Source organism: Allobacillus salarius, assembly GCF_007559425.1.
GTDB lineage: Bacteria > Bacillota > Bacilli > Bacillales > Alkalibacillaceae > Allobacillus > Allobacillus salarius.
Window position 1 is genome coordinate 33,704 of record NZ_VMHE01000011.1, and the last position, 25,294, is coordinate 58,997.

42 protein-coding genes are annotated in these 25,294 nt (G+C 40.4%); 41 read left to right on the forward strand and 1 reads right to left on the reverse strand.

The features are described 5' to 3' along the window. Window positions 1–407: 407 nt before the first annotated feature. The 35 genes from rpsJ to truA all read left to right on the forward strand — a co-directional run bounded on the left by rpsJ (window position 408) and on the right by truA (window position 18,871). Window positions 408–716: a 30S ribosomal protein S10 gene (rpsJ, locus tag FPQ13_RS07605; protein ID WP_144088744.1), complete on the forward strand. Its 309-nt coding sequence runs from the start codon at window positions 408–410 to the stop codon at window positions 714–716. A gap of 20 nt (window positions 717–736) precedes the next feature. Next, the gene (gene rplC / locus FPQ13_RS07610; protein ID WP_144088745.1) at window positions 737–1,363 is read left to right on the forward strand and encodes a 50S ribosomal protein L3; all 627 of its coding nucleotides are present in this window, start codon (window positions 737–739) and stop codon (window positions 1,361–1,363) included. A 28-nt stretch (window positions 1,364–1,391) separates the two neighbouring features. Next, complete coding sequence (rplD, locus tag FPQ13_RS07615; protein ID WP_144088746.1) at window positions 1,392–2,015, forward strand: 50S ribosomal protein L4; 624 nt, start codon at window positions 1,392–1,394, stop codon at window positions 2,013–2,015. Then, on the forward strand, window positions 2,015–2,305 hold the full coding sequence (gene rplW, locus FPQ13_RS07620) for a 50S ribosomal protein L23 (protein ID WP_144088747.1): 291 nt from the start codon (window positions 2,015–2,017) through the stop codon (window positions 2,303–2,305). Before rplD ends, rplW begins: the two co-directional genes overlap by 1 nt. A gap of 33 nt (window positions 2,306–2,338) precedes the next feature. Continuing rightward, window positions 2,339–3,172 carry a 50S ribosomal protein L2 gene (gene rplB / locus FPQ13_RS07625; protein ID WP_144088748.1) on the forward strand — a complete coding sequence of 278 codons (834 nt, stop codon included), beginning with the start codon at window positions 2,339–2,341 and terminating at the stop codon, window positions 3,170–3,172. 45 nt (window positions 3,173–3,217) lie between these two features. Further along, on the forward strand, window positions 3,218–3,496 hold the full coding sequence (rpsS, locus tag FPQ13_RS07630) for a 30S ribosomal protein S19 (RefSeq protein WP_144088749.1): 279 nt from the start codon (window positions 3,218–3,220) through the stop codon (window positions 3,494–3,496). A gap of 19 nt (window positions 3,497–3,515) precedes the next feature. Beyond that, a complete protein-coding gene (rplV, locus tag FPQ13_RS07635; protein ID WP_144088750.1) occupies window positions 3,516–3,860 on the forward strand; it encodes a 50S ribosomal protein L22 in 345 nt (114 codons plus the stop codon). A 3-nt stretch (window positions 3,861–3,863) separates the two neighbouring features. Then, on the forward strand, window positions 3,864–4,505 hold the full coding sequence (gene rpsC / locus FPQ13_RS07640; protein ID WP_144088751.1) for a 30S ribosomal protein S3: 642 nt from the start codon (window positions 3,864–3,866) through the stop codon (window positions 4,503–4,505). Window positions 4,506–4,523: 18 nt separating this feature from the next. Then, window positions 4,524–4,958 carry a 50S ribosomal protein L16 gene (gene rplP, locus FPQ13_RS07645; protein WP_144088752.1) on the forward strand — a complete coding sequence of 145 codons (435 nt, stop codon included), beginning with the start codon at window positions 4,524–4,526 and terminating at the stop codon, window positions 4,956–4,958. After that, window positions 4,948–5,145, forward strand: a complete 198-nt coding sequence (rpmC, locus tag FPQ13_RS07650) for a 50S ribosomal protein L29 (RefSeq protein ID WP_144088753.1) — start codon at window positions 4,948–4,950, stop codon at window positions 5,143–5,145. Before rplP ends, rpmC begins: the two co-directional genes overlap by 11 nt. A gap of 28 nt (window positions 5,146–5,173) precedes the next feature. Beyond that, window positions 5,174–5,437, forward strand: a complete 264-nt coding sequence (gene rpsQ / locus FPQ13_RS07655; RefSeq protein ID WP_144088754.1) for a 30S ribosomal protein S17 — start codon at window positions 5,174–5,176, stop codon at window positions 5,435–5,437. A 40-nt stretch (window positions 5,438–5,477) separates the two neighbouring features. Continuing rightward, window positions 5,478–5,846, forward strand: a complete 369-nt coding sequence (rplN, locus tag FPQ13_RS07660; protein WP_144088755.1) for a 50S ribosomal protein L14 — start codon at window positions 5,478–5,480, stop codon at window positions 5,844–5,846. A 39-nt stretch (window positions 5,847–5,885) separates the two neighbouring features. Then, window positions 5,886–6,197 carry a 50S ribosomal protein L24 gene (gene rplX, locus FPQ13_RS07665; protein ID WP_144088756.1) on the forward strand — a complete coding sequence of 104 codons (312 nt, stop codon included), beginning with the start codon at window positions 5,886–5,888 and terminating at the stop codon, window positions 6,195–6,197. A 26-nt stretch (window positions 6,198–6,223) separates the two neighbouring features. After that, window positions 6,224–6,763 (forward strand): 50S ribosomal protein L5, encoded by a 540-nt coding sequence (rplE, locus tag FPQ13_RS07670; protein WP_144088757.1) that lies wholly within the window; start codon window positions 6,224–6,226, stop codon window positions 6,761–6,763. Between the two features lie 26 nt (window positions 6,764–6,789). After that, window positions 6,790–6,975, forward strand: a complete 186-nt coding sequence (locus FPQ13_RS07675; RefSeq protein ID WP_144088758.1) for a type Z 30S ribosomal protein S14 — start codon at window positions 6,790–6,792, stop codon at window positions 6,973–6,975. A 30-nt stretch (window positions 6,976–7,005) separates the two neighbouring features. Then, window positions 7,006–7,404: a 30S ribosomal protein S8 gene (gene rpsH, locus FPQ13_RS07680; RefSeq protein WP_144088759.1), complete on the forward strand. Its 399-nt coding sequence runs from the start codon at window positions 7,006–7,008 to the stop codon at window positions 7,402–7,404. 28 nt (window positions 7,405–7,432) lie between these two features. After that, window positions 7,433–7,969, forward strand: coding sequence for a 50S ribosomal protein L6 (rplF, locus tag FPQ13_RS07685; protein WP_144088760.1), 537 nt, complete (start codon window positions 7,433–7,435; stop codon window positions 7,967–7,969). 32 nt (window positions 7,970–8,001) lie between these two features. Further along, window positions 8,002–8,364 (forward strand): 50S ribosomal protein L18, encoded by a 363-nt coding sequence (gene rplR, locus FPQ13_RS07690; RefSeq protein WP_144088761.1) that lies wholly within the window; start codon window positions 8,002–8,004, stop codon window positions 8,362–8,364. A gap of 27 nt (window positions 8,365–8,391) precedes the next feature. After that, a complete protein-coding gene (rpsE, locus tag FPQ13_RS07695; protein WP_144088762.1) occupies window positions 8,392–8,895 on the forward strand; it encodes a 30S ribosomal protein S5 in 504 nt (167 codons plus the stop codon). Between the two features lie 12 nt (window positions 8,896–8,907). Next, entirely contained in the window at window positions 8,908–9,090 is a 183-nt protein-coding gene (gene rpmD / locus FPQ13_RS07700) for a 50S ribosomal protein L30 (protein WP_144088763.1), read from the forward strand. Window positions 9,091–9,119: 29 nt separating this feature from the next. Next, window positions 9,120–9,560 carry a 50S ribosomal protein L15 gene (gene rplO, locus FPQ13_RS07705; protein WP_144088764.1) on the forward strand — a complete coding sequence of 147 codons (441 nt, stop codon included), beginning with the start codon at window positions 9,120–9,122 and terminating at the stop codon, window positions 9,558–9,560. Beyond that, on the forward strand, window positions 9,560–10,852 hold the full coding sequence (gene secY, locus FPQ13_RS07710; RefSeq protein ID WP_144088765.1) for a preprotein translocase subunit SecY: 1,293 nt from the start codon (window positions 9,560–9,562) through the stop codon (window positions 10,850–10,852). Before rplO ends, secY begins: the two co-directional genes overlap by 1 nt. Window positions 10,853–10,885: 33 nt before the next feature. Beyond that, window positions 10,886–11,536 carry an adenylate kinase gene (locus tag FPQ13_RS07715; protein WP_144088766.1) on the forward strand — a complete coding sequence of 217 codons (651 nt, stop codon included), beginning with the start codon at window positions 10,886–10,888 and terminating at the stop codon, window positions 11,534–11,536. Further along, complete coding sequence (gene map / locus FPQ13_RS07720; protein WP_144088767.1) at window positions 11,537–12,283, forward strand: type I methionyl aminopeptidase; 747 nt, start codon at window positions 11,537–11,539, stop codon at window positions 12,281–12,283. A gap of 21 nt (window positions 12,284–12,304) precedes the next feature. Then, entirely contained in the window at window positions 12,305–12,628 is a 324-nt protein-coding gene (locus FPQ13_RS07725) for a KOW domain-containing RNA-binding protein (RefSeq protein ID WP_144088768.1), read from the forward strand. Continuing rightward, window positions 12,621–12,839, forward strand: coding sequence for a translation initiation factor IF-1 (infA, locus tag FPQ13_RS07730; RefSeq protein WP_144088769.1), 219 nt, complete (start codon window positions 12,621–12,623; stop codon window positions 12,837–12,839). The genes FPQ13_RS07725 and infA overlap by 8 nt, the downstream gene beginning before the upstream one ends. A gap of 32 nt (window positions 12,840–12,871) precedes the next feature. Continuing rightward, window positions 12,872–12,985 carry a 50S ribosomal protein L36 gene (gene rpmJ / locus FPQ13_RS07735; RefSeq protein WP_144088770.1) on the forward strand — a complete coding sequence of 38 codons (114 nt, stop codon included), beginning with the start codon at window positions 12,872–12,874 and terminating at the stop codon, window positions 12,983–12,985. 24 nt (window positions 12,986–13,009) lie between these two features. Then, window positions 13,010–13,375 (forward strand): 30S ribosomal protein S13, encoded by a 366-nt coding sequence (gene rpsM / locus FPQ13_RS07740; protein WP_144088771.1) that lies wholly within the window; start codon window positions 13,010–13,012, stop codon window positions 13,373–13,375. Between the two features lie 25 nt (window positions 13,376–13,400). Further along, complete coding sequence (gene rpsK / locus FPQ13_RS07745; RefSeq protein WP_144088772.1) at window positions 13,401–13,796, forward strand: 30S ribosomal protein S11; 396 nt, start codon at window positions 13,401–13,403, stop codon at window positions 13,794–13,796. Window positions 13,797–13,964: 168 nt separating this feature from the next. Continuing rightward, window positions 13,965–14,909, forward strand: coding sequence for a DNA-directed RNA polymerase subunit alpha (locus tag FPQ13_RS07750; RefSeq protein ID WP_144088773.1), 945 nt, complete (start codon window positions 13,965–13,967; stop codon window positions 14,907–14,909). A 42-nt stretch (window positions 14,910–14,951) separates the two neighbouring features. Then, a complete protein-coding gene (gene rplQ, locus FPQ13_RS07755) occupies window positions 14,952–15,317 on the forward strand; it encodes a 50S ribosomal protein L17 (protein ID WP_144088774.1) in 366 nt (121 codons plus the stop codon). Between the two features lie 342 nt (window positions 15,318–15,659). Further along, the gene (locus FPQ13_RS07760) at window positions 15,660–16,487 is read left to right on the forward strand and encodes an energy-coupling factor transporter ATPase (RefSeq protein WP_144088775.1); all 828 of its coding nucleotides are present in this window, start codon (window positions 15,660–15,662) and stop codon (window positions 16,485–16,487) included. Then, window positions 16,463–17,329, forward strand: coding sequence for an energy-coupling factor transporter ATPase (locus FPQ13_RS07765; RefSeq protein WP_144088776.1), 867 nt, complete (start codon window positions 16,463–16,465; stop codon window positions 17,327–17,329). The genes FPQ13_RS07760 and FPQ13_RS07765 overlap by 25 nt, the downstream gene beginning before the upstream one ends. Next, window positions 17,326–18,123 carry an energy-coupling factor transporter transmembrane component T family protein gene (locus FPQ13_RS07770; protein WP_144088777.1) on the forward strand — a complete coding sequence of 266 codons (798 nt, stop codon included), beginning with the start codon at window positions 17,326–17,328 and terminating at the stop codon, window positions 18,121–18,123. The genes FPQ13_RS07765 and FPQ13_RS07770 overlap by 4 nt, the downstream gene beginning before the upstream one ends. A gap of 10 nt (window positions 18,124–18,133) precedes the next feature. After that, window positions 18,134–18,871, forward strand: coding sequence for a tRNA pseudouridine(38-40) synthase TruA (gene truA, locus FPQ13_RS07775; protein WP_186279596.1), 738 nt, complete (start codon window positions 18,134–18,136; stop codon window positions 18,869–18,871). A 3-nt stretch (window positions 18,872–18,874) separates the two neighbouring features. Here truA and FPQ13_RS07780 read toward each other — a convergent pair whose 3' ends face one another. Next, window positions 18,875–19,297 (reverse strand): hypothetical protein, encoded by a 423-nt coding sequence (locus FPQ13_RS07780; protein WP_144088779.1) that lies wholly within the window; start codon window positions 19,295–19,297, stop codon window positions 18,875–18,877. A 188-nt stretch (window positions 19,298–19,485) separates the two neighbouring features. Here FPQ13_RS07780 and purB point away from each other — a divergent pair, with 188 nt between their 5' ends. From purB to FPQ13_RS07810, 6 genes are all read left to right on the forward strand, one after another. After that, window positions 19,486–20,781 carry an adenylosuccinate lyase gene (purB, locus tag FPQ13_RS07785; RefSeq protein ID WP_144088780.1) on the forward strand — a complete coding sequence of 432 codons (1,296 nt, stop codon included), beginning with the start codon at window positions 19,486–19,488 and terminating at the stop codon, window positions 20,779–20,781. A gap of 160 nt (window positions 20,782–20,941) precedes the next feature. Beyond that, the gene (gene rplM, locus FPQ13_RS07790; protein WP_144088781.1) at window positions 20,942–21,379 is read left to right on the forward strand and encodes a 50S ribosomal protein L13; all 438 of its coding nucleotides are present in this window, start codon (window positions 20,942–20,944) and stop codon (window positions 21,377–21,379) included. A 25-nt stretch (window positions 21,380–21,404) separates the two neighbouring features. Beyond that, window positions 21,405–21,797, forward strand: coding sequence for a 30S ribosomal protein S9 (gene rpsI / locus FPQ13_RS07795; protein ID WP_144088782.1), 393 nt, complete (start codon window positions 21,405–21,407; stop codon window positions 21,795–21,797). 729 nt (window positions 21,798–22,526) lie between these two features. Beyond that, entirely contained in the window at window positions 22,527–23,114 is a 588-nt protein-coding gene (locus tag FPQ13_RS07800; protein ID WP_144088783.1) for a TetR/AcrR family transcriptional regulator, read from the forward strand. Window positions 23,115–23,139: 25 nt separating this feature from the next. After that, entirely contained in the window at window positions 23,140–23,910 is a 771-nt protein-coding gene (locus tag FPQ13_RS07805) for a 3-hydroxyacyl-CoA dehydrogenase (protein ID WP_144088784.1), read from the forward strand. A 231-nt stretch (window positions 23,911–24,141) separates the two neighbouring features. Next, complete coding sequence (locus FPQ13_RS07810; protein ID WP_144088785.1) at window positions 24,142–25,293, forward strand: thiolase family protein; 1,152 nt, start codon at window positions 24,142–24,144, stop codon at window positions 25,291–25,293. Window position 25,294: the final 1 nt, after the last annotated feature.

Below are 25,294 nucleotides of genomic sequence, written 5' to 3' on the forward strand. Positions count from 1 at the left end.
ATCTCCGAACGAAACAAAAAGTGATCACGAAAGTCGCCAAGCAACAACATAATAAACAAAGAAATTTCTTTAGAATGAAATGCGTATTTTCCAAACCTAAAAAATCCAATATATATAATCGAAAACCTATCAGTAATCTCTTAATTCCACTACCAAAAAAATCATCCACAAACCCCTTGAAATCAGCGAAATATCTCTGTATAATAGCAAAGGTATTTGCAACAGAAAGAATTCTAGTTTTTCCTTGCATTGAAAGCTGAAATTCTTTATAATTAGTAATGTTGCAGAAAACCAAGGCGATGAAGCGAAAGGTTGCTGAAACACCCGGCCCCTTTGCCATGGCGGGTGTTGAGGAAATTTTCGCAGAGTATGTCTGTTTTAATATAGGCGAAAAAGGAGGGAAAGTAATGGCAAATGAAAAAATACGTATTCGTTTAAAGGCTTATGATCACAGAGTTTTAGATCAATCAGCTGAGAAAATCGTTGAGACAGCAAAACGTTCAGGTGCTAACGTATCAGGTCCAGTACCACTACCAACAGAGCGTGCTGTTTACACTGTTTTGCGTGCTGTACACAAGTACAAAGATTCTCGTGAGCAATTTGAGATGCGCACACATAAACGGTTAATCGACATTTTGAGCCCAACACCACAAACAGTGGATTCATTAATGCGTTTAGATTTACCATCTGGCGTTGATATCGAAATTAAATTATAAATTTTTAGGAGGTGTAACGGATGGCGAAAGGAATCTTAGGACGTAAAGTCGGCATGACACAGCTTTTCGCAGATAACGGCGAATTAATCCCTGTTACTGTCATTCAAGCTGAAGGTAATGTCGTACTTCAAAAGAAAACCGAAGAAAATGATGGCTACAATGCGATCCAAGTCGGTTTCACAGACAAAAAGGAAAGTCGTTCGAACAAAGCTGAAAAAGGTCATGCTGAGAAAGCGAGCACGAACCCTAAGCGCTTCGTTCGCGAAATCCGTAACGTAAATCTTGACGAGTATGAAGTAGGTCAAGATCTAAGTGTGGATGTATTCGAAGCAGGAGAAAAAGTGAACGTAACTGGTACTTCCAAAGGTAAAGGTTTCCAGGGTTCTATCAAACGTCACAATCAATCACGTGGACCTATGACACACGGTTCTCACTATCACCGTGGACCAGGTGCGATGGGTGTTATTGACCCAATGCGTGTATTCAAAGGCAAAAAGCTTCCAGGTCAAATGGGTAAAGAAACAGTAACTATTCAAAACTTGGAGATTGTGAAAGTGGACGCTGAAAACAACTTAATCCTTGTTAAAGGAAATGTTCCAGGTCCTAAAAAATCTTACGTACAAATTACTGGTGCAGATCAGGCGTAACAAATAACGAATGAAGGGAGGAAATGTCATGCCTAAAGTAGCACTATATAACCAAGCGGGATCAGAAGTAGGAAGCGTAGAACTTGCTGAAAACGTATTTGGTATTGAGCCGAACAAAACTGTTCTTCACGATGCTGTTATTATGCAGAGAGCTTCTATGCGTCAGGGCACGCATAAAGTTAAGAACCGTTCAGAAGTAAGAGGAGGAGGCCGCAAACCGTGGCGCCAAAAAGGAACTGGCCGTGCACGTCAAGGTTCCATTCGTTCCCCACAATGGGTTGGCGGCGGAACTGTATTTGGTCCGACTCCAAGAAGCTATAGTACAAAATTACCGAAGAAAGTACGTCGTTTGGCAATTCGTTCAGCTTTAGCTACAAAAGTAAATGAAGAAAGCATTTACGTATTGGAAGATTTAAAGCTAGAAACACCAAAAACAAAAGACGTTATTAATCTTTTAGGTAATTTAAATATCAATGGGAAAGCGTTGATCGTTACAACAGAGCAAGATGAAAACGTTGTGCGTTCAGCTAACAATCTTCAAGGCGTAGAAGTTCTAACAGTAACTCAATTGAACGTTCTTGATGTATTGAAGCATGACACGCTTCTTATTACGAAAGAAGCAGCTGAAAAAGCAGGGGAGGTGCTTGCATAATGAAAGACCCACGAGATATTATTAAGCGCCCGATAATTACAGAGCACTCTGCGGATTTAATGGCTGATAAAAAGTACACTTTTGAAGTTTCTACAAAAGCGAACAAAACAGAAATTAAAGATGCCGTAGAATTAATCTTTGATGTCGATGTTGTAAAAGTAAACACAGCGAATAAAAAAGGTAAATTCAGAAGAATGGGTCGTCACGGTGGTTATCGTCCGAATACGAAAAAAGCCGTCGTTACATTGTCTGAGGACAGTAAAGATCTAGATTTCTTTGAAGGTGCCTAAACCTTAAATCGAATTCAAAAGGAGGGAAATATGATGGCGATTAAAAGATATAAACCGACAAGTAACGGTCGTCGTAACATGAGTACATTAACAAATGATGAAATTACGACTTCTACACCTGAAAAAAGTCTCTTGTCTCCACTCAAGAAAAGAGCTGGACGTAACAACCAAGGGAGAATGACGGTTCGTCATCAGGGTGGTGGACATAAGCGTCAGTACCGCGTAATTGATTTCCGTCGTAACAAAGACGGTATACCAGGACGCGTTGCTACGATCGAATATGATCCAAACCGCTCAGCAAATATAGCTTTAATCCATTATGCAGATGGTGAAAAACGATATATTCTTGCACCGAAAGGACTTAAAGTAGGTCAAGAAATTATGTCTGGTGAAACAGCTGACATTAAAATAGGTAATGCATTACCACTTAACAAAATGCCAGTAGGTACAACAATTCACAACGTTGAGTTAAAACCAGGCCGCGGCGGACAGCTTGTTCGTTCTGCAGGTGCACAAGCTCAAATTCTTGGACGTGAAGACGATAAGTACGTACTTGTACGTTTATCTTCTGGAGAAACAAGAATGATCTTAGGTACTTGCCGAGCTACTGTTGGCCAAGTCGGAAACATTGAACATGAGTTAACTCGTGTTGGTAAAGCTGGACGTAGTCGTTGGAAAGGTATCCGACCAACTGTACGTGGTTCTGTTATGAACCCTAGCGATCACCCACACGGTGGTGGTGAAGGTCGTGCACCTATCGGTATGCCATCTCCAGTTACACCTTGGGGTAAACCGACACTTGGACTTAAAACACGTAAACGTAACAAAGCTTCAGACAAATATATCGTGCGTCGTCGTAAGAAATAACGATGAAAAGCAACAAGTTGCTTAGTCACGAAGGGAGGTTTATTTATGGGTCGTAGTTTGAAAAAAGGACCTTTTGCAGATGATCATCTGATGAAAAAAGTCGAAGAGCTAGATAAAAATGATAAAAAACAAGTGATCAAGACATGGTCTCGTCGTTCTACCATTTTCCCACATTTCGTAGGTCACACTTTTGCTGTGTATGATGGACGCAAACATGTACCAGTATATGTCACGGAAGATATGGTCGGTCACAAACTAGGTGAGTTTGCACCGACACGTACGTACAGAGGTCATGCTGGTGACGATAAGAAAACAAAACGCTAGTTGAGAGGAGGTTTGCATGATGCAACAAGCTAAAGCCGTAGCTAAAACAGTCCGTATTGCTCCTCGTAAAGCTCGTTTAGTCGTTGATTTAATTCGAGGAAAACAAGTAGGCGAAGCTATCGCAATTCTTAAGCACACGAACCGTGCTGCTTCACCGATTGTAGAAAAACTTATTTACTCTGCTGTCGCAAACGCAGAGCATAACTATGAAATGGATACTGATTCATTGATCGTATCAGAAGTATATGTCAATGAAGGTGTTACATTGAAGAGATTTCGTCCGCGCGCACAAGGTCGTGCTACAGCAATTAATAAACGTACCAGCCACATTACAGTAGTGGTAACAGAACAGAAGGAGGGATAGTTCGTGGGTAACAAAATCAATCCTCATGGTCTTCGTGTAGGAATCATCCGTGATTGGGACTCTAAATGGTTCGCAGAGAAAGATTACGCTGACCTATTGCATGAAGATATCATGATCCGTGATTATATTGAAGAACGCTTAGCTGATTCATCCGTATCAAACGTTGAAATCGAAAGAGCAGCAAATCGAGTGAATATCTCAATCCACACATCTAAACCAGGAATGGTGATCGGTAAAGGTGGATCTGAAGTTGATGCTTTACGTACAAAGCTAAGCAACATGACAGACAAGAAAGTTCATATCAACATTGTAGAAGTTAAGAAACCTGACTTAGACGCAACATTAGTTGCTCAAAATATCGCACGTCAATTGGAAAACCGTGTTTCATTCCGTCGTGTTCAAAAGCAGTCCATTCAACGCGCAATGCGTGCTGGCGCTAAAGGAATTAAAACTATGGTTTCCGGACGTCTAGGCGGAGCAGACATTGCTCGTGCTGAATACTACAGTGAAGGAACAGTACCACTACACACACTTCGTGCAGATATCGATTATGGAACTGCAGAAGCTGATACCACTTATGGAAAACTTGGTGTTAAAGTGTGGATTTACCGTGGTGAGATCCTTCCAACAAAAAACGAAAAATAAGGAAGGGGGATTAGCAATATGTTAATGCCAAAGCGTGTAAAATACCGTAAACCACATCGCGTGAGCTTAAAAGGTCGTGCGAAAGGTGGAACTGAAGTAGCATTTGGAGAATATGGCCTTCAAGCTCTTGAAGGTGAATGGATCACAAGTCGACAAATTGAGGCTGCCCGTATTGCAATGACTCGTTACATGAAACGTGGCGGTAAAGTTTGGATTAAAATCTTTCCGGACAGACCAAAAACAGCAAAACCCCTTGAAGTACGTATGGGTTCCGGTAAAGGGTCCCCTGAATCTTGGGTAGCAGTTGTAAAGCCCGGAAGAATTTTATTTGAGATTGCCGGAGTTGATGAAGAGGTTGCTCGTGAAGCACTTCGTCTTGCGTCTCACAAACTTCCAATCCGTACTAAGTTTGTAAAACGTGAAGAAATTGGTGGTGAAAGCAATGAAAGCTAATGAAATCAGAGAACTAACCACTGCCGAAATTGAACAAAAAGTAAAATCTTTAAAAGAAGAACTCTTTAACCTACGTTTTCAATTAGCGACAGGACAGCTTGAAAACACGGTACGTATCCGTGAAGTCAAAAAATCCATTGCTCGTTTGAAAACAGTAATTCGTGAAAGAGAAATCGGCGTTAATTAATTGACAATTGAGAGGAGGTCAACCTCAAATGAGTGAACGCAATAACCGTAAAGTTTACACTGGCCGTGTAGTATCTGACAAAACAGATAAAACAATCACTGTGTTGGTAGAAACGTACAAATTCCATCCGCTATATGGAAAACGTGTTAAGTATTCAAAGAAATTCAAAACTCACGACGAAAACAACCAAGCGAAAACTGGTGACGTTGTGCGTATTATGGAAACTCGTCCGTTATCAAAAACGAAACGTTTCCGCTTAATTGAAGTTACAGAAGAAGCTGTAATTATATAATAGTTCGCTCGGATTGAATCCGAAGGGAGGTTTCATTGATATGATTCAACAGGAAAGCCGTTTAAAAGTTGCTGACAACTCCGGAGCTCGTGAAGTTCAAGCGATCAAGGTTCTTGGTGGTTCAGGGCGTAAGACAGCGAATATCGGTGACGTCATCGTATGTTCCGTTAAGAACGCTACACCAGGGGGCGTTGTCAAAAAAGGTGAAGTAGTAAGAGCAGTAATCGTTCGTTCGAAAAGCGGTGTTCGCCGTAAGGATGGTTCTTATATCCGTTTCGATGAAAACGCAGCAGTAATCGTTCGTGATGATAAGAGTCCTCGTGGTACACGTATTTTTGGACCGGTAGCTCGTGAACTTCGTGACAACAAATTCATGAAGATCGTTTCATTAGCTCCAGAAGTTTTATAAAAAATAGAAATTAGACCCTTCAAGGGAGGTGCACGATTCATGCATGTAAAGAAAGGCGATAAAGTAGTCGTTATTTCCGGTAAAGATAAAGGTAAAGAAGGAACGATTTTAGAAGCGTTTCCTAAGAAAGAACGTGTTTTGGTTGAGGGCGTCAATTATGTTAAAAAACACGCACAGCCTTCTCAAGATAATCCACAAGGTGGAATTTTGACAATCGAAGCACCAATTCATGTTTCGAACGTTATGCCAGTCGATCCGAAAAGTGGCCAACCAACACGTGTCGGTTATGAAGTGAAAGACGGTAAAAAAGTTCGAATCGCAAAGAAATCGGGCGAAGCTTTAGATAAATAGTCTAGCAGTGAAAGGAGGGCTACAGAATGAATGAATTAAAAAGAAAATACAAAGATGAAGTCGTTTCTAACTTAGTTGAAAAATTCAATTACAGTTCAGTAATGCAAGCACCGAAAGTTGAGAAAATCGTGATCAACATGGGTGTCGGTGATGCAGTTCAAAATTCAAAAGCACTTGATAACGCAGTTGAAGAACTAGCAACACTATCAGGTCAAAAACCAGTAGTTACACGTGCCAAAAAATCGATTGCAGGTTTTCGTCTACGTGAAGGAATGCCAATTGGTGCCAAGGTAACACTTCGTGGAGAGCGCATGTACGATTTCCTCGAAAAGCTAATCGCTGTTTCCTTGCCACGTGTGCGTGACTTCCGCGGAATCTCCAACAAAGCATTTGATGGACGTGGAAACTATACGCTTGGTGTCAAAGAGCAATTGATCTTCCCAGAAATTGATTACGATAAAGTAAATAAAGTTCGTGGAATGGATATCGTAATTGTGACAACTGCTGAGACAGATGAAGAAGCCCGTGAACTTCTTACGCAATTCGGAATGCCGTTCAAACAATAACATGAACGTAAAAAGGAGGATAAATCGTGGCGAAAAAATCAATGATTGCTAAACAAAAACGCAAACAGAAATATTCCGTTCGTGAATATTCACGTTGCCAACGTTGTGGACGTCCACATTCAGTAATCCGTAAATTTAAGCTATGCCGAATTTGTTTCCGTGACTTAGCTCACGCAGGACAAATCCCAGGCGTCAAAAAAGCTAGCTGGTAAACCCCATTGTAGGGAAGGAGGTAAAATCTAATGGCAATGACAGATCCAATTGCAGATCTTTTAACTAGAATCCGAAATGCAAACGTGGCTCGCCATGATCAACTGGAAGTTCCAGCTTCCAACTTGAAGAAAGAAATCGTAGATATCTTGAAGCGAGAAGGTTTCATTCGTGATTATGAATATATTGAAGACAGTAAACAAGGTGTATTGCGCCTATTCTTGAAATATGGCCAAGACAACGAGCGTGTAATCACTGGTATTAAGAAAATCAGTAAACCAGGACTTCGTGTTTATGTGAAAGCAGACGAACTGCCTCGCGTATTAAACGGACTTGGCATCGCTGTTGTTTCAACTTCAAAAGGTGTATTGACAGATAAAGAAGCTCGTCAGCAAGCTATCGGCGGCGAAGTACTAGCATACGTTTGGTAATAGAAAGTGTAGTCAGGAGGTGGAATATATGTCACGTATCGGTTTAAAACCACTTGATTTGCCAGAAGGCGTTGAAGTTAAAGTGGATGGACTTACAGTTAATGTAAAAGGACCTAAAGGTGAATTGTCACGTACAATTCATGAAGATATGAAAATCAACATTGAAGACAATCAACTCGTTGTTGAGCGTCCAAGTGAAAGTAAACTACACCGTTCATTGCATGGTACGACACGTACGATCATTGCGAACATGGTAGAAGGTGTAACAAAAGGCTTTGAAAAAGCGCTTGAGATCAATGGTGTTGGTTACCGTGCACAAATGCAAGGTAACAAACTAATCGTTAACGCTGGATATTCCCATCCAGTTGAAGTAGATCCAATGGAAGGCATTGAAATCGAATGCCCAACGAACACGAAAATCGTTGTTAAAGGGATCAATAAAGAGAAAGTCGGCGCAACCGCAGCAAATATTCGTGCAATCAGAACACCTGAACCTTATAAAGGAAAAGGTATTCGTTATGAAGGCGAGTATGTACGCCAAAAAGAAGGTAAAACTGCGAAATAACTTCCGTTAAGAGACAGAAAGGAGTGACTTAAATGATTACGAAGCAGGATAAGAATGCAACTCGTAAAAAACGTCATTATCGTTTACGCCGCGACCTTACCGGCACTGCCGAGCGTCCGCGTTTAAACGTATACCGTTCAAATAAACACATTTATGCTCAATTGATCGATGATACAGCAGGCAAAACCTTAGCAAGTGCCTCTACTGTCGACCCGGAATTGAAATTGGATGCAACAGGTAATGTTGAAGCAGCTCAAAAAGTTGGTGAACTTCTCGCGAAACGTGCGACTGATGCAAATCTAAAATCTGTCGTATTTGACCGTGGAGGTTACCTTTATCACGGACGCGTAAAAGCTTTAGCGGATGCAGCTCGTGAAAATGGGTTGGAATTTTAAACGTGATCGTAAAAGGAGGGAAATGAATTGAGTAAACAAATCGACGCAAGCAAGCTTGATATTGAAGAACGTGTAGTAACAATCAACCGTGTAGCGAAAGTTGTGAAAGGTGGTCGTCGTTTCCGTTTCACAGCACTCGTTGTCGTTGGAGATAAAAATGGCCATGTTGGCTTCGGTACAGGGAAAGCACAAGAAGTACCTGACGCGATTAAAAAAGCGATTGAGGATGGTAAAAAGAACTTGGTACGTGTACCAATCATCGGCACAACTATTCCTCACCAAATTCATGGTCAGCTCGGCGCTGGAAACGTCCTTTTGAAACCAGCCGCTGAAGGTACAGGGGTTATTGCTGGTGGACCTGTTCGTGCTGTATTGGAACTTGCTGGTGTAGGAGATATCCTTTCTAAATCATTAGGTTCAAATACACCTATTAACATGGTTCGTGCAACAATCCAAGGATTGAGTGAACTAAAAACGGCAGAACAAGTAAGTAAATTACGTGGTAAGTCAGCCGAAGAACTGAAAGGATAAGGAGGGATTTACATGGCTAAACAATTAGAAATTACCCTCACACGGAGTGTCATTGGAAGCAAACAAGACCAACGTAGAACAGTTGAAGCACTTGGGCTGAGAAAAAGACATCAAACAGTCGTTCGTGAGGATACACCAGTTGTTCGCGGTATGATCAATAAAGTATCCCATCTTGTTCAAGTGAACGAAAAATAACAAGATTTTTTCAAAGAGGAGGTGCTCGAATGAAACTTCATGAACTAAAAAGTACTGAAGGATCCCGTAAGAAAAGAAACCGTGTAGGTCGCGGTATGGCAACAGGAAACGGAAAAACTTCAGGCCGTGGACATAAAGGTCAGAATGCTCGTTCCGGAGGCGGTACTCGTCCAGGATTTGAAGGTGGACAGCTACCATTATTCCAACGTCTTCCAAAACGTGGTTTTACAAATATTCACCGTAAAGAATATGTCATTGTAAATTTAGAGACATTAAATAGATTTGATGAAGGTGTAGAGGTAACTCCAGAACTTCTACTTGAAGAAGGTATTGTCAGTAAGTTGAAAGCAGGCGTGAAAGTTCTAGGCAACGGTAGCTTAGATAAAAAATTGACTGTTAAAGCGCATAAATTCTCTGCTTCGGCGAAAGAGGCAATCGAAGCTGCAGGCGGTCAAACTGAGGTGATCTAATGTTCAGCACATTTATCAATATGTTTCGCGTAGCTGACATTCGCAGCAAAATCCTTTTCACCTTAGGTGTGCTCATTATTTTCCGTTTAGGAACTTTTATTCCTGTTCCTTTTACGGATAAAAATGCATTAACGATGATGGATGAGGTTAACTCCTTTGGATTTATCGATACCTTTGGTGGGGGAGCGTTAAGTCAGTTCTCAATCTTCGCAATGGGAGTTTTCCCTTACATTACAGCGATGATTATTATGCAGTTGCTTCAAATGGACGTCGTACCGAAATTTACGGAATGGCGTAAACAGGGAGAGCAAGGCAGAAAGAAACTGACTCAAGTTACGCGTTACGGAACAGTCGGTTTAGCTTTCCTTCAAGCAATAGGGATGTCTGTCGGTTTCAACGCGATGACTAACGGATCACTTATTCAGGATCCAAGCATTATGACTTACTTTGTCATAGCCATTGTATTGACTGGCGGTACGACTTTCTTAATGTGGTTAGGAGAGCAGATCACTGAGTATGGGGTAGGAAATGGAATTTCCATCCTCATTTTTGCTGGTATTATTGCCGGATTCCCGAATGCAATTAACCAGCTATATGAACAATTTATTTCAGGTGCAGGCGACCAGTTATTCATTAATCTTGCCATCTTGGCTATTATATTACTAGTTGTCGTTGCGATTATTGTTGGTGTCATATTCATCCAACAAGCGTTGCGTAAAATACCAATACAGTATGCAAAACGCACGGTTAATCGTTCACCTGTTGGAGGACACTCTGCACATTTACCATTAAAAGTAAACGCAGCAGGCGTTATTCCAATTATCTTTGCAATTTCATTTGTCATTGCACCTCAGACCGTAGCAGGATTTTTTGAAGGAAATGAATTTGCCTCAACGGTACAATATATATTTGATTACACACAACCAATTGGTATGGTTATATACGTCGGATTGATCATTGCCTTTACGTATTTCTATACATTTGTTCAAGTTAACCCTGAGCAAATGGCTGAAAACTTACAAAAGCAAGGTGGTTATGTACCTGGTATTCGACCTGGTAAAAACACCGAAACGTATTTGACTCGAGTCATTTACCGTTTAACTTTTGTTGGAGCACTGTTCTTGGCAGTCGTTTCTATCTTCCCGATCATTCTAGGCAGTGTTGCTAACCTTCCAGCAGCCGTACAAATCGGCGGAACAAGCTTACTAATCGTCGTCGGTGTTGCACTGAACACGATGAAGCAGCTGGAGAGCCAGTTGGTAAAACGACACTACCGAGGCTTTATAAAATAAGTTTCGTTAGATTGTGAGAGCGAGGGGAAAGGTATGAATCTAATTTTGATGGGCTTGCCAGGTGCTGGAAAAGGTACTCAAGCAGAAAAAATCGTAGAAAAGTATGCAATCCCTCATATCTCAACTGGAGATATGTTCCGTTCTGCGATCAAAGAAGGAACAGCATTAGGAAATGAAGCAAAAACGTACATGGACAAAGGTGGATTGGTTCCTGACGAAGTAACCATTGGAATTGTCAAAGAACGTCTATCAAAACCGGACTGTGAAAAAGGATTTCTATTAGATGGATTTCCTCGCACAGTAGCTCAAGCTGAAGCGCTCGAAACCTTGTTAAATGAGTTAAATACAAGGCTCGACTATGTATTGCACGTTCAAGTTCCAACTGAAAAGTTAATTGAACGATTGACAGGACGTCGTATTTGCCCGACTTGTGGAGCGACATATCATGTTGAATTCAATCCACCTAAACAGGAAGGCATTTGTGATAATGACGGTACTGAGCTCATTCAGCGCGAGGATGATCAACCGGAAACAGTGAAAAACCGTTTAGACGTAAACATTGAACAAACACAGCCTTTGTTGGACTTCTATGAAGATAAAGGTTATCTAGTTGCTATAGATGGTGATCAAGATATTGATGAAGTATTCAATAAAATTGATGAAACTATCGGAGGCTTGGCCTAAATGATCATTTTAAAGACACCACGTGAAATTGAATTGATGCGCCAAGCAGGTAAAATTGTTGGGTTAACACACCAGGAACTTCAGAAACGTATTAAACCTGGCGTAACAACAAAAAAACTAGATGACATTGCTGAAAAGTTTATACGCAGTATGGATGCACTACCATCTTTTAAAGGATATAATGGCTTTAAAGGGAGTGTCTGTGTTTCTGTCAATGAAGAACTCGTACATGGTATTCCGAGTGGTCGCGAGTTGAAAAATGGTGACATCGTCACATTGGACATCGGCGCGGAATATAAAGGTTATCATGGAGATTCGGCTTGGACATATGCTGTCGGAGAAATTGACGAAGAAACGCAAAAGCTCCTCGAGGTCACTGAAGCATCTTTGTTTGAAGGATTAAGCGTGATTGCTCCCGGAAAACGTCTGACCGATATTTCACATGCCATTCAATCCTATGTCGAACCGTACGGCTACACCATAGTGCGGGAGTATGGAGGCCATGGAATCGGCCAAGACCTTCATGAAGACCCACATATTTCGAATTTCGGTCCACCAAACAAAGGACCACGATTGAGAAAAGGTATGGTGCTGGCCATCGAACCAATGGTAAACCTCGGAGAACGTTATGTTCGCACGCTGGAAGATGGTTGGACAGTCGTTACGGAAGATTCGAAGAACTGCGCACATTTTGAGCATACGATTGCAGTGACAGAGGATGGCTATGAAATCTTAACAAAAGCTTAAATCAAGTGAAGGTGATTGTGATTGAACGATGGAGAATCGGGAAGTCCTAGAATAGGCCAGTTGGTTCAGGTTAAACGTGGTCGTGAACTAAGCCAGTATGCGATTATCATCGACATATTAGATGAAAAATTCGTATTATTGGCGGATGGCGAGAAAAGGAAATTTGACCGACCGAAAAAGAAAAATCTTCACCATGTGGAGCTGATTGATTATGTCTCCCCAGAGGTTGAAAAGAGCTTGAAAGAGACTAACCGGGTGACAAATGGTAAGCTCCGTTTCGCAATATCGAAATTTGTTAATGAATTATTGGCAGATTGGAAGAAGGGAGATTCTCTCAATGGCTAAAGATGATGTAATTGAAATGGAAGGAACGGTTCAGGAAACTTTACCTAACGCTATGTTTAAGGTAGAGTTGGAAAATGGACACGAAATCCTTGCCCATGTCTCCGGTAAGATTCGCATGCACTATATTCGAATTTTGCCAGGTGATAAAGTAACGGTGGAAATGTCACCGTATGATTTATCAAGAGGACGAATCACTTATCGTTATAAATAAATGAAGACTCCGATCTAAGAGGAGGTAAGAACATGAAAGTAAGAGCATCTGTTAAACCTATTTGTGAAAAGTGTAAAGTTATCCGCCGTAAAGGAAAAGTTATGGTGATTTGTGATAATCCAAAACACAAACAAAAACAAGGATAATCGAAAAGGAGGTGCCATCCACTAATGGCTCGTATTGCAGGAGTTGACGTCCCTCGTGACAAACGTATCGTTGTCGCGCTAACGTATATTTATGGTGTAGGTAAATCTACAGCTCAACAAGTGTTAAAAGATGTTGGTGTTTCTGAAGATACACGTGTTCGTGATCTAACAGAAGACGAATTAGCTAGCATCCGTAAAGGTGTAGAGAACTATACAGTTGAAGGGGATCTTCGTCGTGAAACATCCCTTAACATTAAGCGATTGATCGAGATCGGTTCTTACCGTGGAATTCGCCATCGTAGAGGATTGCCTGTTCATGGTCAAAAGACTAAGAACAACGCTCGTACTCGAAAAGGCCCACGTCGTACAATTGCTAACAAGAAAAAATAAGTAATCGAAGGAGGTTTGAAGCATTATGGCGAAAAAGCAGCAAACAACTCGTAGAAAACGTCGCGTGAAAAAGAATATAGAGTCTGGCGCAGCGCACATCCGCTCTACATTCAATAACACTATTGTGACAATTACAGACTCAGCCGGAAATGCTGTAGCTTGGAGCAGTGCGGGAGCGCTAGGCTTCAAAGGTTCCCGTAAATCCACGCCATTTGCAGCGCAAATGGCAGCAGAAGTAGCGGCGAAATCAGCACAAGAAAACGGCATGAAAACGATTGAAGTTGCAGTAAAAGGCCCTGGTGCTGGTCGTGAAGCAGCAATCCGCTCTTTACAAGCAGCTGGTCTTGAAATCACTGCAATTGTGGACGTAACACCAGTTCCACACAATGGTTGCCGCCCACCAAAACGTCGTCGTGTTTAATTTATTCGTATATAGTTTTGTCAGCCCGTCTATAATGGGTTATGATAGCTTAAATAAGCAGGCACGGAACATCAGGCTGTTTTTATAAAGCAGTATACCTGATCATGAAAGAGAATGTGGGGAACTCCGCATAAGTGTTTCGACGTTTTGAAGGAGGGTTTTGGGTAAATGATCGAAATTGAAAAACCGCAAGTTGAAACGATTGAAATTAGTGATGATGCTACATTCGGAAAGTTCGTCATTGAACCGTTAGAGCGTGGTTATGGAACTACGGTAGGGAACTCCCTTCGTCGTATTCTATTATCCTCACTACCTGGCGCTGCAGTGACGTCTGTCCAAATTGAAAACGTCCTTCATGAATTTTCAACTATTGAAAACGTCTATGAAGACGTAACGACTATTCTTTTAAATTTGAAAGAGTTATCGTTAAAGATTTACTCTGAAGAAGAGAAAACTTTTGAAATTGATGTTCAAGGCGAGGGTGAAGTCTTCGCTCGTGATATTCAGCATGATAGTGACGTAGAAATACTGAACCCAGACCTTAAAATTGCAACAATCACAGGAAACGGAAGTTTATCCATGAAGATTTTTGCTGAGCAAGGCCGTGGCTACCGTAAAGCTGATGCGAATAAACGTGATGATCAACCGATCGGCGTTATTCCAGTAGATTCAATCTTTACTCCAGTTAAGGGTGTAACCTACCAAGTAGAGAACACGCGAGTTGGTCAAGTAGCAAACTACGATAAGCTAACACTGGATGTAAGCACTGATGGTAGTATTCGACCTGAGGAAGCAATTTCCTTAGGAGCTAAAGTCTTTACAGAGCACTTAAATGTATTTGTAAATATGACTGATGAAGCTCAAAAAGCAGAAATCATGGTAGAAAAAGAAGAAGACCAAAAAGAAAAAGTGTTAGAAATGACCATTGAAGAGTTAGATCTCTCTGTGCGTTCATACAACTGTCTGAAACGTGCAGGAATCAATACGGTTCAAGAACTGACACAAAAATCCGAAGAAGATATGATGAAAGTCCGTAACTTGGGAAGAAAATCATTGGATGAAGTTAAATTCAAATTGAATGATTTAAACCTAGGCCTACGTAACGACGATTAATCAAGACAGCGATAAATCTTTCTGGTAAAGGAGGTTTTGAGAATGGCGAAAGCGAAATTAGGCCGTCCAACAGATCAACGTCAAGCAATGCTACGTAACCTTGCTACTGATCTAATTGTGCACGAACGCATTGAAACAACAGAATCAAAAGCGAAAGCATTACGTTCTGTTGTCGAAAAACTAATCACACTCGGTAAACGCGGTGACTTACATGCTCGTCGACAAGCAGCTTCTGTTATCCGCAATGCAAAAGCGGACGAAGAAGAGTCACAATCTGCTTTACAAAAATTGTTTTCAGATATCGCACCTCGATTTGAAGACCGCCAAGGCGGTTACACACGTATCCTAAAACTAGGTGAACGTAAAGGTGACGGTGCGAAAACGGTGATTATTGAATTAGTTGACTAATTGAATGATTAAAGGAAAAAGGGTGGTCAGTTACCAGAAACTTTGGACTGAGCCCTTTTTTATTTTGTACAAAATTGAACCTGACTTTAATTATGAACACTCTATTCGAGGGTAGCGCATCAAATTTCAACTCTATCATCGATTAGGAACGTTCTATTCTAAGATAGGACATCAAAATTTAACTCTATCATCAATTACGAAATAACGCTCAATACGAAACGTTTACCAAACGATAGAGTTCCCTTTAAATGAATAGCTAGTACATGATCTATTACCAAATCGACTTGTCGGTATGATAAACTAACATTAGTGAAAGAGTACGGTTCCAAGGGAGCAACAGTGATGATTGAATTTAACAAAGTGAGCTATTCATATGACAAAAATAGAGGTAATGCAGTAGATGAATTAAGTTTGTTTATTGAACAAAATGAATGGATTGCATTGATTGGTCATAATGGTTCAGGGAAGTCTACAGTGGCAAAGCTTATGAATGGCTTACTTCTTCCTACAGAAGGAAACGTTTCTGTGAGTGGACTCCCATTGTCTGAAGATACTTACTGGGATATCCGTAAAAAAGTCGGTATGGTCTTTCAGAATCCAGAGAACCAATTTGTTGGGACGACTGTCATGGATGATGTTGCTTTTGGTTTGGAGAATTTAGGTTTTCCCCGTGAAGAGATGGTCAAACGAGTCGCTTCCGCATTAAAAGAAGTCGATATGTATGCTTTCAAAGATCAAGCGCCGAACCGTCTATCTGGCGGGCAAAAGCAGCGTGTCGCCATCGCTGGTATTCTAGCAATCATGCCAGAAGTCATCATTTTTGATGAGGCATCGACAATGTTGGACCCGAATGGAAAGAAAGAGTTATTGGAAACGATTAAAGGGCTTCGAAAAATAAAAAAGATGACGATTGTATATATAACACATGACTTGAGTGAAGCAGCCTATGCAGATCGAATCATTGTCATGAACGAAGGAAAGCAGTGGATGAGTGGTAAACCGAGAGAAGTATTCCAATACCGAGATGAACTCTCTGAGATTGGATTGGAAATACCGCTCATATCAAGCATTTACTCAGGTATGAACAAGCACGGAGTTAAACTGGAGAAAGAACCATTACATATGAAAGAATTGGTGGACCAGCTATGGAAATTGTCTTCGAAAATGTAGATTTTACTTATCAACCGAATAGTCCATTTTCTCACCAAGCGTTAAAAAATATCAGTTTGAGGATAAAACATGGAGATTATGCTGCTTTCATCGGACATACAGGATCAGGCAAATCAACATTGTTGCAACACTTAAATGGAATTTTACGCCCAACTTCAGGGACAGTTCGTATTGGCGATTTTGAGCTGACAACAAAGAAGAACAATGCGATTAAATCGTTACGTCGAAAAGTCGGTGTAGTTTTTCAATACCCAGAGCATCAGTTATTCGAGGAAACAGTTGAGAGAGATATTTTATTTGGTCCTAAAAACTTTGGTATGGATATGGAGGAAGCGAAACATAAGCTGCCAGTTATTTTAGAAGAAGTCGGATTACCGACAGACGTTCTCCAGCGCTCGCCATTTGAATTAAGTGGTGGTCAAATGCGTCGGGTAGCCATCGCAGGAGTACTCATTACGGATCCAAACGTCTTAATTTTGGATGAACCGACGGCCGGCCTCGACCCACGAGGTAGAAAGCAAATCATGAGTTTAATCGACTCGCTACATAAGAAAAAAAGAATGACAATCATTCTAGTGACCCATCACATGGAAGATGTTCTCCGTCACGCGAATCAAGCGTTTGTGTTAAGTGAAGGAGAACTAGTGATGCAAGGCGAACCGGTAGAAGTCTTCCAAGAAGAAGAACGTCTCCAAGACATCGGACTCGGCATACCCGAAGAATTACAGCTAATCAATCAATTACAACAAGCATTAGGTTTACCAATAACCTATCATCATCAAAGTCCTAGCGAATTAGGGAAGGATATAGCACAAGCATTACACGCAGGAGGCAACCGATGAATCAATCCTTTATCATTGGTCAATACGTACCAAAGGAATCACCTGTCCATGCATTAGATGCACGTACCAAATTAATAATCGTATTTTTTTATGTCCTCGTGACTTTTTCTGCAGAGACATTGAGTAGCTACTTGATCTTATTTCTATTTGCTGCATGTGGTGCAATCGTGTCACGCGTACACCCGTTATTTATTGTGAAAGGCTTGCGTCCGATCTGGTTTATCATCATATTGACGTTTATATTGCACTTGTTTATACAAAGACAGGGAGAGGTATTATTCACGGTTTTCGGATACGCAATTTACGACCAAGCCGTTATCCAAGCGGCAATTATTTCATCTCGGTTATTTTTGCTTATATTAATGACGACACTGCTAACGTTAACAACGACACCGATTTCAATTACCGATGCCGTTGAAACATTATTAAAGCCGTTGAAATCCCTTAAGCTACCCATTCATGAATTAGCCTTGATGATGTCCATCTCTTTGCGGTTCATTCCTACATTAATTGAGGAAACAGATAAAATTTCAAAAGCACAGGCATCGAGAGGTATTGATTTTCAAACAGGGAGATGGCGCGATCGGTTGAAAGCGATCTTTGCATTATTAATTCCGCTCTTTATTAGTGCCTTTAAACGAGCGGAAGATTTAGCGATGGCTATGGAAGCAAGAGGATACAGAGGCGATTATGGAAGAACGAAATTCCGGGAATTGAAATTTACGTCGCTTGATTTAATCGTTTTTCTATTATTTATCATCATTGTTATTGGATTCTTTTATTTCAATGGTTAGGAGTCAGACTATGCAACGATTGAAAGTACAATTAGCTTATGATGGAACCTTGTTTTCGGGATTCCAAGTCCAAGTAAATGCGCGAACTGTTCAGGAAGAAATTGAAAAAAGCTTAATGAAAATTCATCAACAAGCCATTCGAATTTATGCATCGGGTCGGACGGATTCAGGTGTGCATGCGAGAGCACAAGTTATGCACTTTGATAGCCCATTAGACCTTACCGAATCGAACTGGCAAAGAGCACTTCAAACGACACTGCCAAACGACATATCAATTGAAAAAGTTGAGAAAGTGCCTCAAGATTTTCATGCTCGAAAAGATGCATTGGACAAAACGTATCGTTATATCATTCGTTTTTCGGATGATTACGATGTGTTCAACAGAAATTATGAATGGCATGTTCGTCAGAGATTGGACATTAAAGAGATGAGAGAAGCGGCATCACAAATACAAGGTACGCATGACTTTACAGCATTTTCAGCTTCCAAGACGAACGTAAAAGGAGACAAAACACGGACAATCCATAACATTGAACTACATGAATCGGATGAACATGTAGTGGTTGAAGTGACTGGTGATGGTTTTTTGACTCATATGGTGAGAATTATAGTCGGTACATTAGTCGATATTGGCAGCAAGCGGAAGAACCTTCAGTGCATTCAGGAAGCATTTGAAACAAACGATCGTCGTGTGCTTGGCCAAACTGCACCGCCTCAAGGGTTGTTTTTGTGGAAGGTTAATTATTAGAGTTTAATTATGCTTTTCCTTTAAGAAAAAAATCTCTTCTTCGTGGTTGAGCGTTTTGTACTTCACGAATCGCATTTGATCCTCAATTCGCGATAAACGTTCGTTGGTTTCAGTCTGATTCTGTTCGAGCTGCTCAAATCGGTTAGCAAGGTTATAATGACTTTTTTCGAGCTTGTCAAACCGGTTAGCAAGGTTATAATGACTTTTTTCGAGCTGCTCAAATCGGTTAGCAAGGTTGTAATGACTTTTTTCGAGCTGCTCAAATCGGTTAGCAAGGTTGTAATGACTTTTTTCGAGCTTGTCAAACCGGTTGGCCAGATTGTAATGGCTTTTTTCAAGTTCATCGAACCGGTTTAGTATCGTTTTTTGCCCTTCGGAAAGTTCTTTAACGGCTTGAACGATAAATTGTAATTGACTTTCTGACATACTAGGTTCCCTCCTTTACTTATGTTTGCATTATGTGTACATTAATTTTATCAGGTTGGCTTCGAAATACAAGTTTGATGAAATTTAATTAAGATGCAAAACAAGCTGCATTTAAACAACATAAACAGAAAAACAATCGGTAATTTTTACTCAAAATGAGTTTTAAGGAAAATTGGAGGTTTTCATCAATGATCGAACGCTATACAAGAGAAGAAATGGGCCGTATTTGGACAGAAGAGAATCGTTTTCAAGCTTGGCTCGAGGTGGAAATTTTAGCTTGTGAGGCATGGGCTGAGCTTGGTATCATTCCTGAATCAGATGCTAAAAAAATACGCGAACGTGCTTCTTTTCAAACAGACCGGATTAAGGAAATTGAAGCCGAGACGAAGCATGATGTCGTCGCGTTTACGCGTGCCGTTTCTGAATCTTTGGGTGACGAGAAAAAATGGGTTCATTATGGGCTGACTTCAACGGATGTCGTCGATACGGCGTTGTCTTATGTCATCCGCCAAGCAAACGAGATTTTGCGTAACGATTTAAATCGGATTATCGACGTGCTAGCAAAGCGTGCGATTGAACACAAGCATACCGTCATGATGGGAAGAACGCACGGTGTTCATGCAGAACCTACGACATTCGGATTGAAATTAGCACTTTGGTATGAAGAGATGAAGCGGAACTTAGAACGTTTTGAAGAAGCGGCAAGAGGCATTGAATTTGGAAAGCTATCTGGTGCTGTCGGGACATATGCCAATATCGATCCGTATGTGGAACACTACGTCTGTGAAAAGCTTGGACTTTCGCCGGCGCCGATATCTACACAGACGCTACAACGTGACCGGCATGCGCATTATGTATCAACTATCGCATTAATTGCGACGTCGATTGAGAAAATGGCGGTAGAAATCCGCCATCTTCAAAAGAGTGAAACGCGTGAAGCGGAAGAATTTTTCTCTAAAGGGCAAAAAGGTTCTTCAGCTATGCCGCACAAACGAAATCCAATAGGTTCAGAAAATATGACTGGAATGGCGCGAGTCATCCGTGGTCATGTCATTACAGCGTTTGAGAACGTTCCACTATGGCATGAGCGGGATATTTCCCATTCTTCAGCAGAACGCATTATTTTACCAGACACGACGATTGCGCTTGATTATATGCTTAACCGGTTCACCAATATCTTGGACAATCTAGTCGTTTATGAAGACCAAATGATTGATAATATCCAACGAACTTATGGTTTAATCTTCTCACAACGTGTCTTATTGACGTTGATCGAACAAGGTTTTTCCAGAGAAAAAGCGTACGATCTTGTACAGCCATTGGCAATGCAAGCATGGGAAGAGAAGCGGTCATTCCCTGAACTCGTTAAAGCAAATGAAGAGATTCAATCAACCTTAACGCAAGAAGAATTAGCCAGTTGTTTTGACCTAACTTATCATTTGAAAAGTGTCGATATGATCTTTGAACGAGTCGGGCTTAATTAATCACAAAAAACAAGGTAAAAGCTTGACAATATTGGTGAAAGTATTATAATATGTTCTATGGCATTTTATCATAACCACGCAATAGCCCCGGAAAACTATTCGTGTGAGATAAATGAAAAAAACGCAAAATAAACGGATTGAAATATAGGAGGGAAAGCACATGCGCACAACTTTCATGGCAAATGAAAACAATGTTGAGCGTAAGTGGTATGTGGTAGACGCAGAAGGACAAACATTAGGTCGTCTTTCTACAGAAGTAGCTAGCCTGCTTCGCGGAAAACACAAACCAACATACACGCCACATGTCGATACTGGCGATCACGTCATTATCATTAACGCTGAAAAGATTCATTTAACTGGTAACAAACTAGACGATAAAATCTATTACCGTCACTCAAATCACCCAGGTGGTTTGAAATCACGTACAGCAAACGAAATGCGTACGAAATACCCTGAACAAATGTTAGAAATAGCTGTTAAAGGAATGCTTCCTAAAAACAAGCTAGGACGTAAAATGATCAAAAAATTAAACGTTTATCGCGGTGCAGAGCATAAGCATCAAGCACAGCAGCCAGAAGTTTACGAACTTCGCGGGTAATTGAAAAAAAGGAGGTTAATCAATCGTGGCACAAGTACAATACTACGGAACTGGCCGTCGTAAAAGATCAGTCGCTCGTGTTCGCCTTGTTCCAGGTAACGGAACAGTAACGGTCAACAATGTCGACTCTAAAGAATATTTCCCATATGAAACATTACGTCTAATCATTAACCAACCACTTGAAGCAACTGAAAACGTAGGTAACTACGATGTATTAGTAAACGTCAATGGTGGTGGATTCACAGGTCAAGCGGGAGCAATCCGTCACGGAATCGCTCGTGCATTGCTTGAAGCAGATCCTGAATACCGTAAAGTCTTGAAAAAAGAAGGACTTCTAACGCGTGACGCACGTGAGAAAGAACGTAAGAAATACGGTCTTAAGAAAGCTCGTCGTGCACCGCAGTTCTCAAAACGTTAAAACCCTTGTCATACAAGGAATCAGAGCCTCTCTTCTTCTCAAATGGAAGAGAGGTTTTTTCTGTATTTGTGAAAATGACTCACAAATGACGCACATTGACTCACAAAAATAATTTAGTCGTTAATTAGACATATATTTGGCAAAGTTTTTAGCGACTTCATCTTTTTTAAAAACATGAGTATAAATGTTAAACGTTGTTTGAATATCCTCAGTCCGAGTCTATCTTGTACATCTTTAGGGAGAGTTCCAGATTCAAATAACAAGCTTGCGTGGGTGCTCAGTTTAGCTATATCCTATAAAAGAAATAAACAATGAAGGTTCTTCTATAAAAAAATATAATTTAATTTGTAATCTTTTGGATTAGAATACTTTTAGATAAGCTGACAAAAACAGAAAAGTATAATTTTTCAGAATTTAACATTGACATTAATTTTTGTGAATGTTATTATCTCTAATAAGAAATTGTAATCGCTTTCATGTCGCGATAAAAAAATATAATCAGCAAGAAGTTTTTTTATATCAATTTTTTGAACATATATTCAAAAATAAACCATAAAGTTAAAACGAGTGCTTATGCTTCAGAAGAATTTTATCAATAGATATGAGTTGGAAAGCAAAATTGTCGACGATTTGTACTGTCATTGAATGCTATCTCATAAAAAAAGCAGAGACGTTTATATGATTCCAACAGTTGCCAGAAAGAAATGCGAATAAAAGGAAGTGATCATCTTGTCATTACGTGAGAAGAAAGTTGCGAAACGAAAAAAAGATTTGCTTATGTCAGCAATCGCGATTATTGGTGAGAAAGGATACCATTCGACAACGATGGAGGAGATTGCTTCCAAACTGCTCATGACTAAAGGTTCAATATACTATTATTTTAAGGATAAACAAGATTTAGTTTACCAAAGCCAAAAAATATTGTTGGAGCAAAGCAATGAAAATATCGAGGAAGTATTAAGCGAAGATTTACCTTATGATGAGAAACTTAAAAAGGTAATGGTTGTACATATTGAGTATCTGATCACAGAACAATCAGGTTTTGTTATGGGAACAAATCCTGAACAATTTTTCTCTGGTAAACAGTTAGAAACCATACTTATGTTACGAGATAGGTATGGTAATTATATTAAGCAATTAATTGCAGAAGGTGTAAAGGAGGGGGTTTTTACCGAGGTTGATGAAAAAATAGTCAGGAATATTATTCTTGGGGCAATGAACTGGGTTGTTACATGGTATTCGCCTAATGGACCTATGGATAAAACGACTTTGGCGAAATCCATATCTAATTATTTGTTAAAGATTGTTTTGAAATAATTAATTGAAAAAGGAGAAATGTAAAGTGAGATTAGAAGAAGTATCAGCGGTAGTTACTGGAGGAGCATCTGGTTTAGGAGAGGCAACAGTTAGAAATATCGTAGCACATGGGGGTAAAGCAACAATTTTAGACCTGCAGGAAGAGAAAGGAAGAGAGTTAGCTAAAGAGTTAGGCGAAAATGTTCAATTTGTTAAAACCGATGTAGTAGATGAATCCAGTGTTCAAAATGCGCTGGACAAAGCAGTAGAAGCATATGGGACGCTCAACACAGTCGTTAATTGCGCGGGCATTGGTGCTGCGCAAAAAACATATAGTGAGAAAAAGGGTGCTCACGATTTAAACATATTTTCCAAAGTCGTACAAGTGAATTTGGTAGGAACCTTTAATGTAATCCGTTTAGCTGCGGAAAAAATGAGTAAACAAGAACCAAATAATAATCAAGAAAGAGGGGTCATTATAAACACTGCCTCTGTAGCAGCGTTCGAAGGACAAATTGGTCAAGTAGCTTATAGCGCTTCTAAAGGAGGTATTGTAGGGATGACGCTACCTATTGCTAGAGATTTGTCTAATCTTGGTATCAGAGTAATGACAATTGCTCCTGGCTTATTTGAAACTCCTTTATTTGGAAGTCTATCTGAAGACGTTAAAAAAGCACTCGGCGAAATGACGCCGTTTCCGAAAAGGTTGGGTACACCAGCTGAATATGCAAAATTGGCTCAATCCATTATAGAGAATTCGATGTTAAATGGAGAAGTAATCCGTCTTGATGGTGCGATTCGAATGCAACCAAAGTAAGAGGTTGATTGAATAAGCACAATTTAAACCTTATGAAAATGTTAAGATCAGTAGAATTTGCGAGAAGTTTCAATGTGAATCGATAGCGTTATGGAAGAAGTGTAGAATCAAGGACTGTGAGTTGCATGGTTGATTAGGTACAAAAATATTACAACTTAGATATTACATACAGTATTAGATCAAATATAAAATAAAATAACTGAATATTCAAACAAGAAAGGAAGTTATTAAATGCGTGAAGCTGTAATTGTTGAAGCGGTTAGAACACCTGTTGGGAAACGTAATGGAGTATTAAGTGGTGTTCGGGCAGAAGATTTAGCTGCTAAACCATTAGCTGAGGTCGTAAAAAGAGCAGGCATTTCAGCAGGGTTGGTGGAGGATGTCATTTTTGGTTGTGTCTCACAAGTAGAAGAACAGTCTTTTGATATTGCTAGAGTTGCTGCACTCCAAGCAGGATATCCGGTTGAAGTGCCAGGAACAACGATTGACAGACAATGTGGTTCCAGCCAACAAGCAGTCCATTTTGCGGCGCAAGCCATCATTAGTGGAGATATGGACGTTGTGGTTGCGGGTGGAATAGAAAGCATGTCTCGCGTACCAATGGGTAGCAGTCGCAAAAAAACAGGATTTAGTGAAGAGTTGACTTCAAAATATGAAGTCATTCATCAAGGGTTGTCAGCCGACAGGATTGCTGACGAATGGGGTTTATCGCGTGAAGAGTTGGATGAACTTTCTTTAGAAAGTCATCAAAAAGCAGTTCGAGCGCAAAAAGAAGGCCGTTTTAAGAAGGAAGTAATGCCAGTAGAAGTAACTTTACCGGACGGTACGAAAAAATTAATTACCGATGATGAAGGACCAAGAGAGGATACAAATCTCGAAAAACTGGGAGGGCTACAACCTGCGTTCGCAGAAGATGGAAAGATTACGGCAGGAAACTCTAGTCAGATCAGTGATGGAGCTAATGCGATTCTATTAATGTCTAGGGAAAAAGCAGAAAAATTAGGATTAAAGCCTAGATTCAAAGTATTGACTCGAACTGTTGTTGGATCAGATCCGACACTAATGCTTACAGGCCCTATACCGGCAACAAAAAAAGTATTGAAAAAAGCTGGTCTAACTATCGATGACATCGACGTATTTGAAGTCAATGAAGCGTTTGCTTCGGTTCCATTAGTTTGGCTAAAAGAGACAGGTGCTGATCCGAATAAACTTAATCCTAATGGGGGTGCTATTGCACTGGGGCATCCACTAGGCGCAAGTGGTGGAAGGTTGATGATAACGATGCTTCATGAGTTAGAACGCACTGGTGGACACTATGGACTCCAGACAATGTGTGAAGGACATGGTATGGCGAATGCAACGATTGTTGAAAGACTTGATTAAA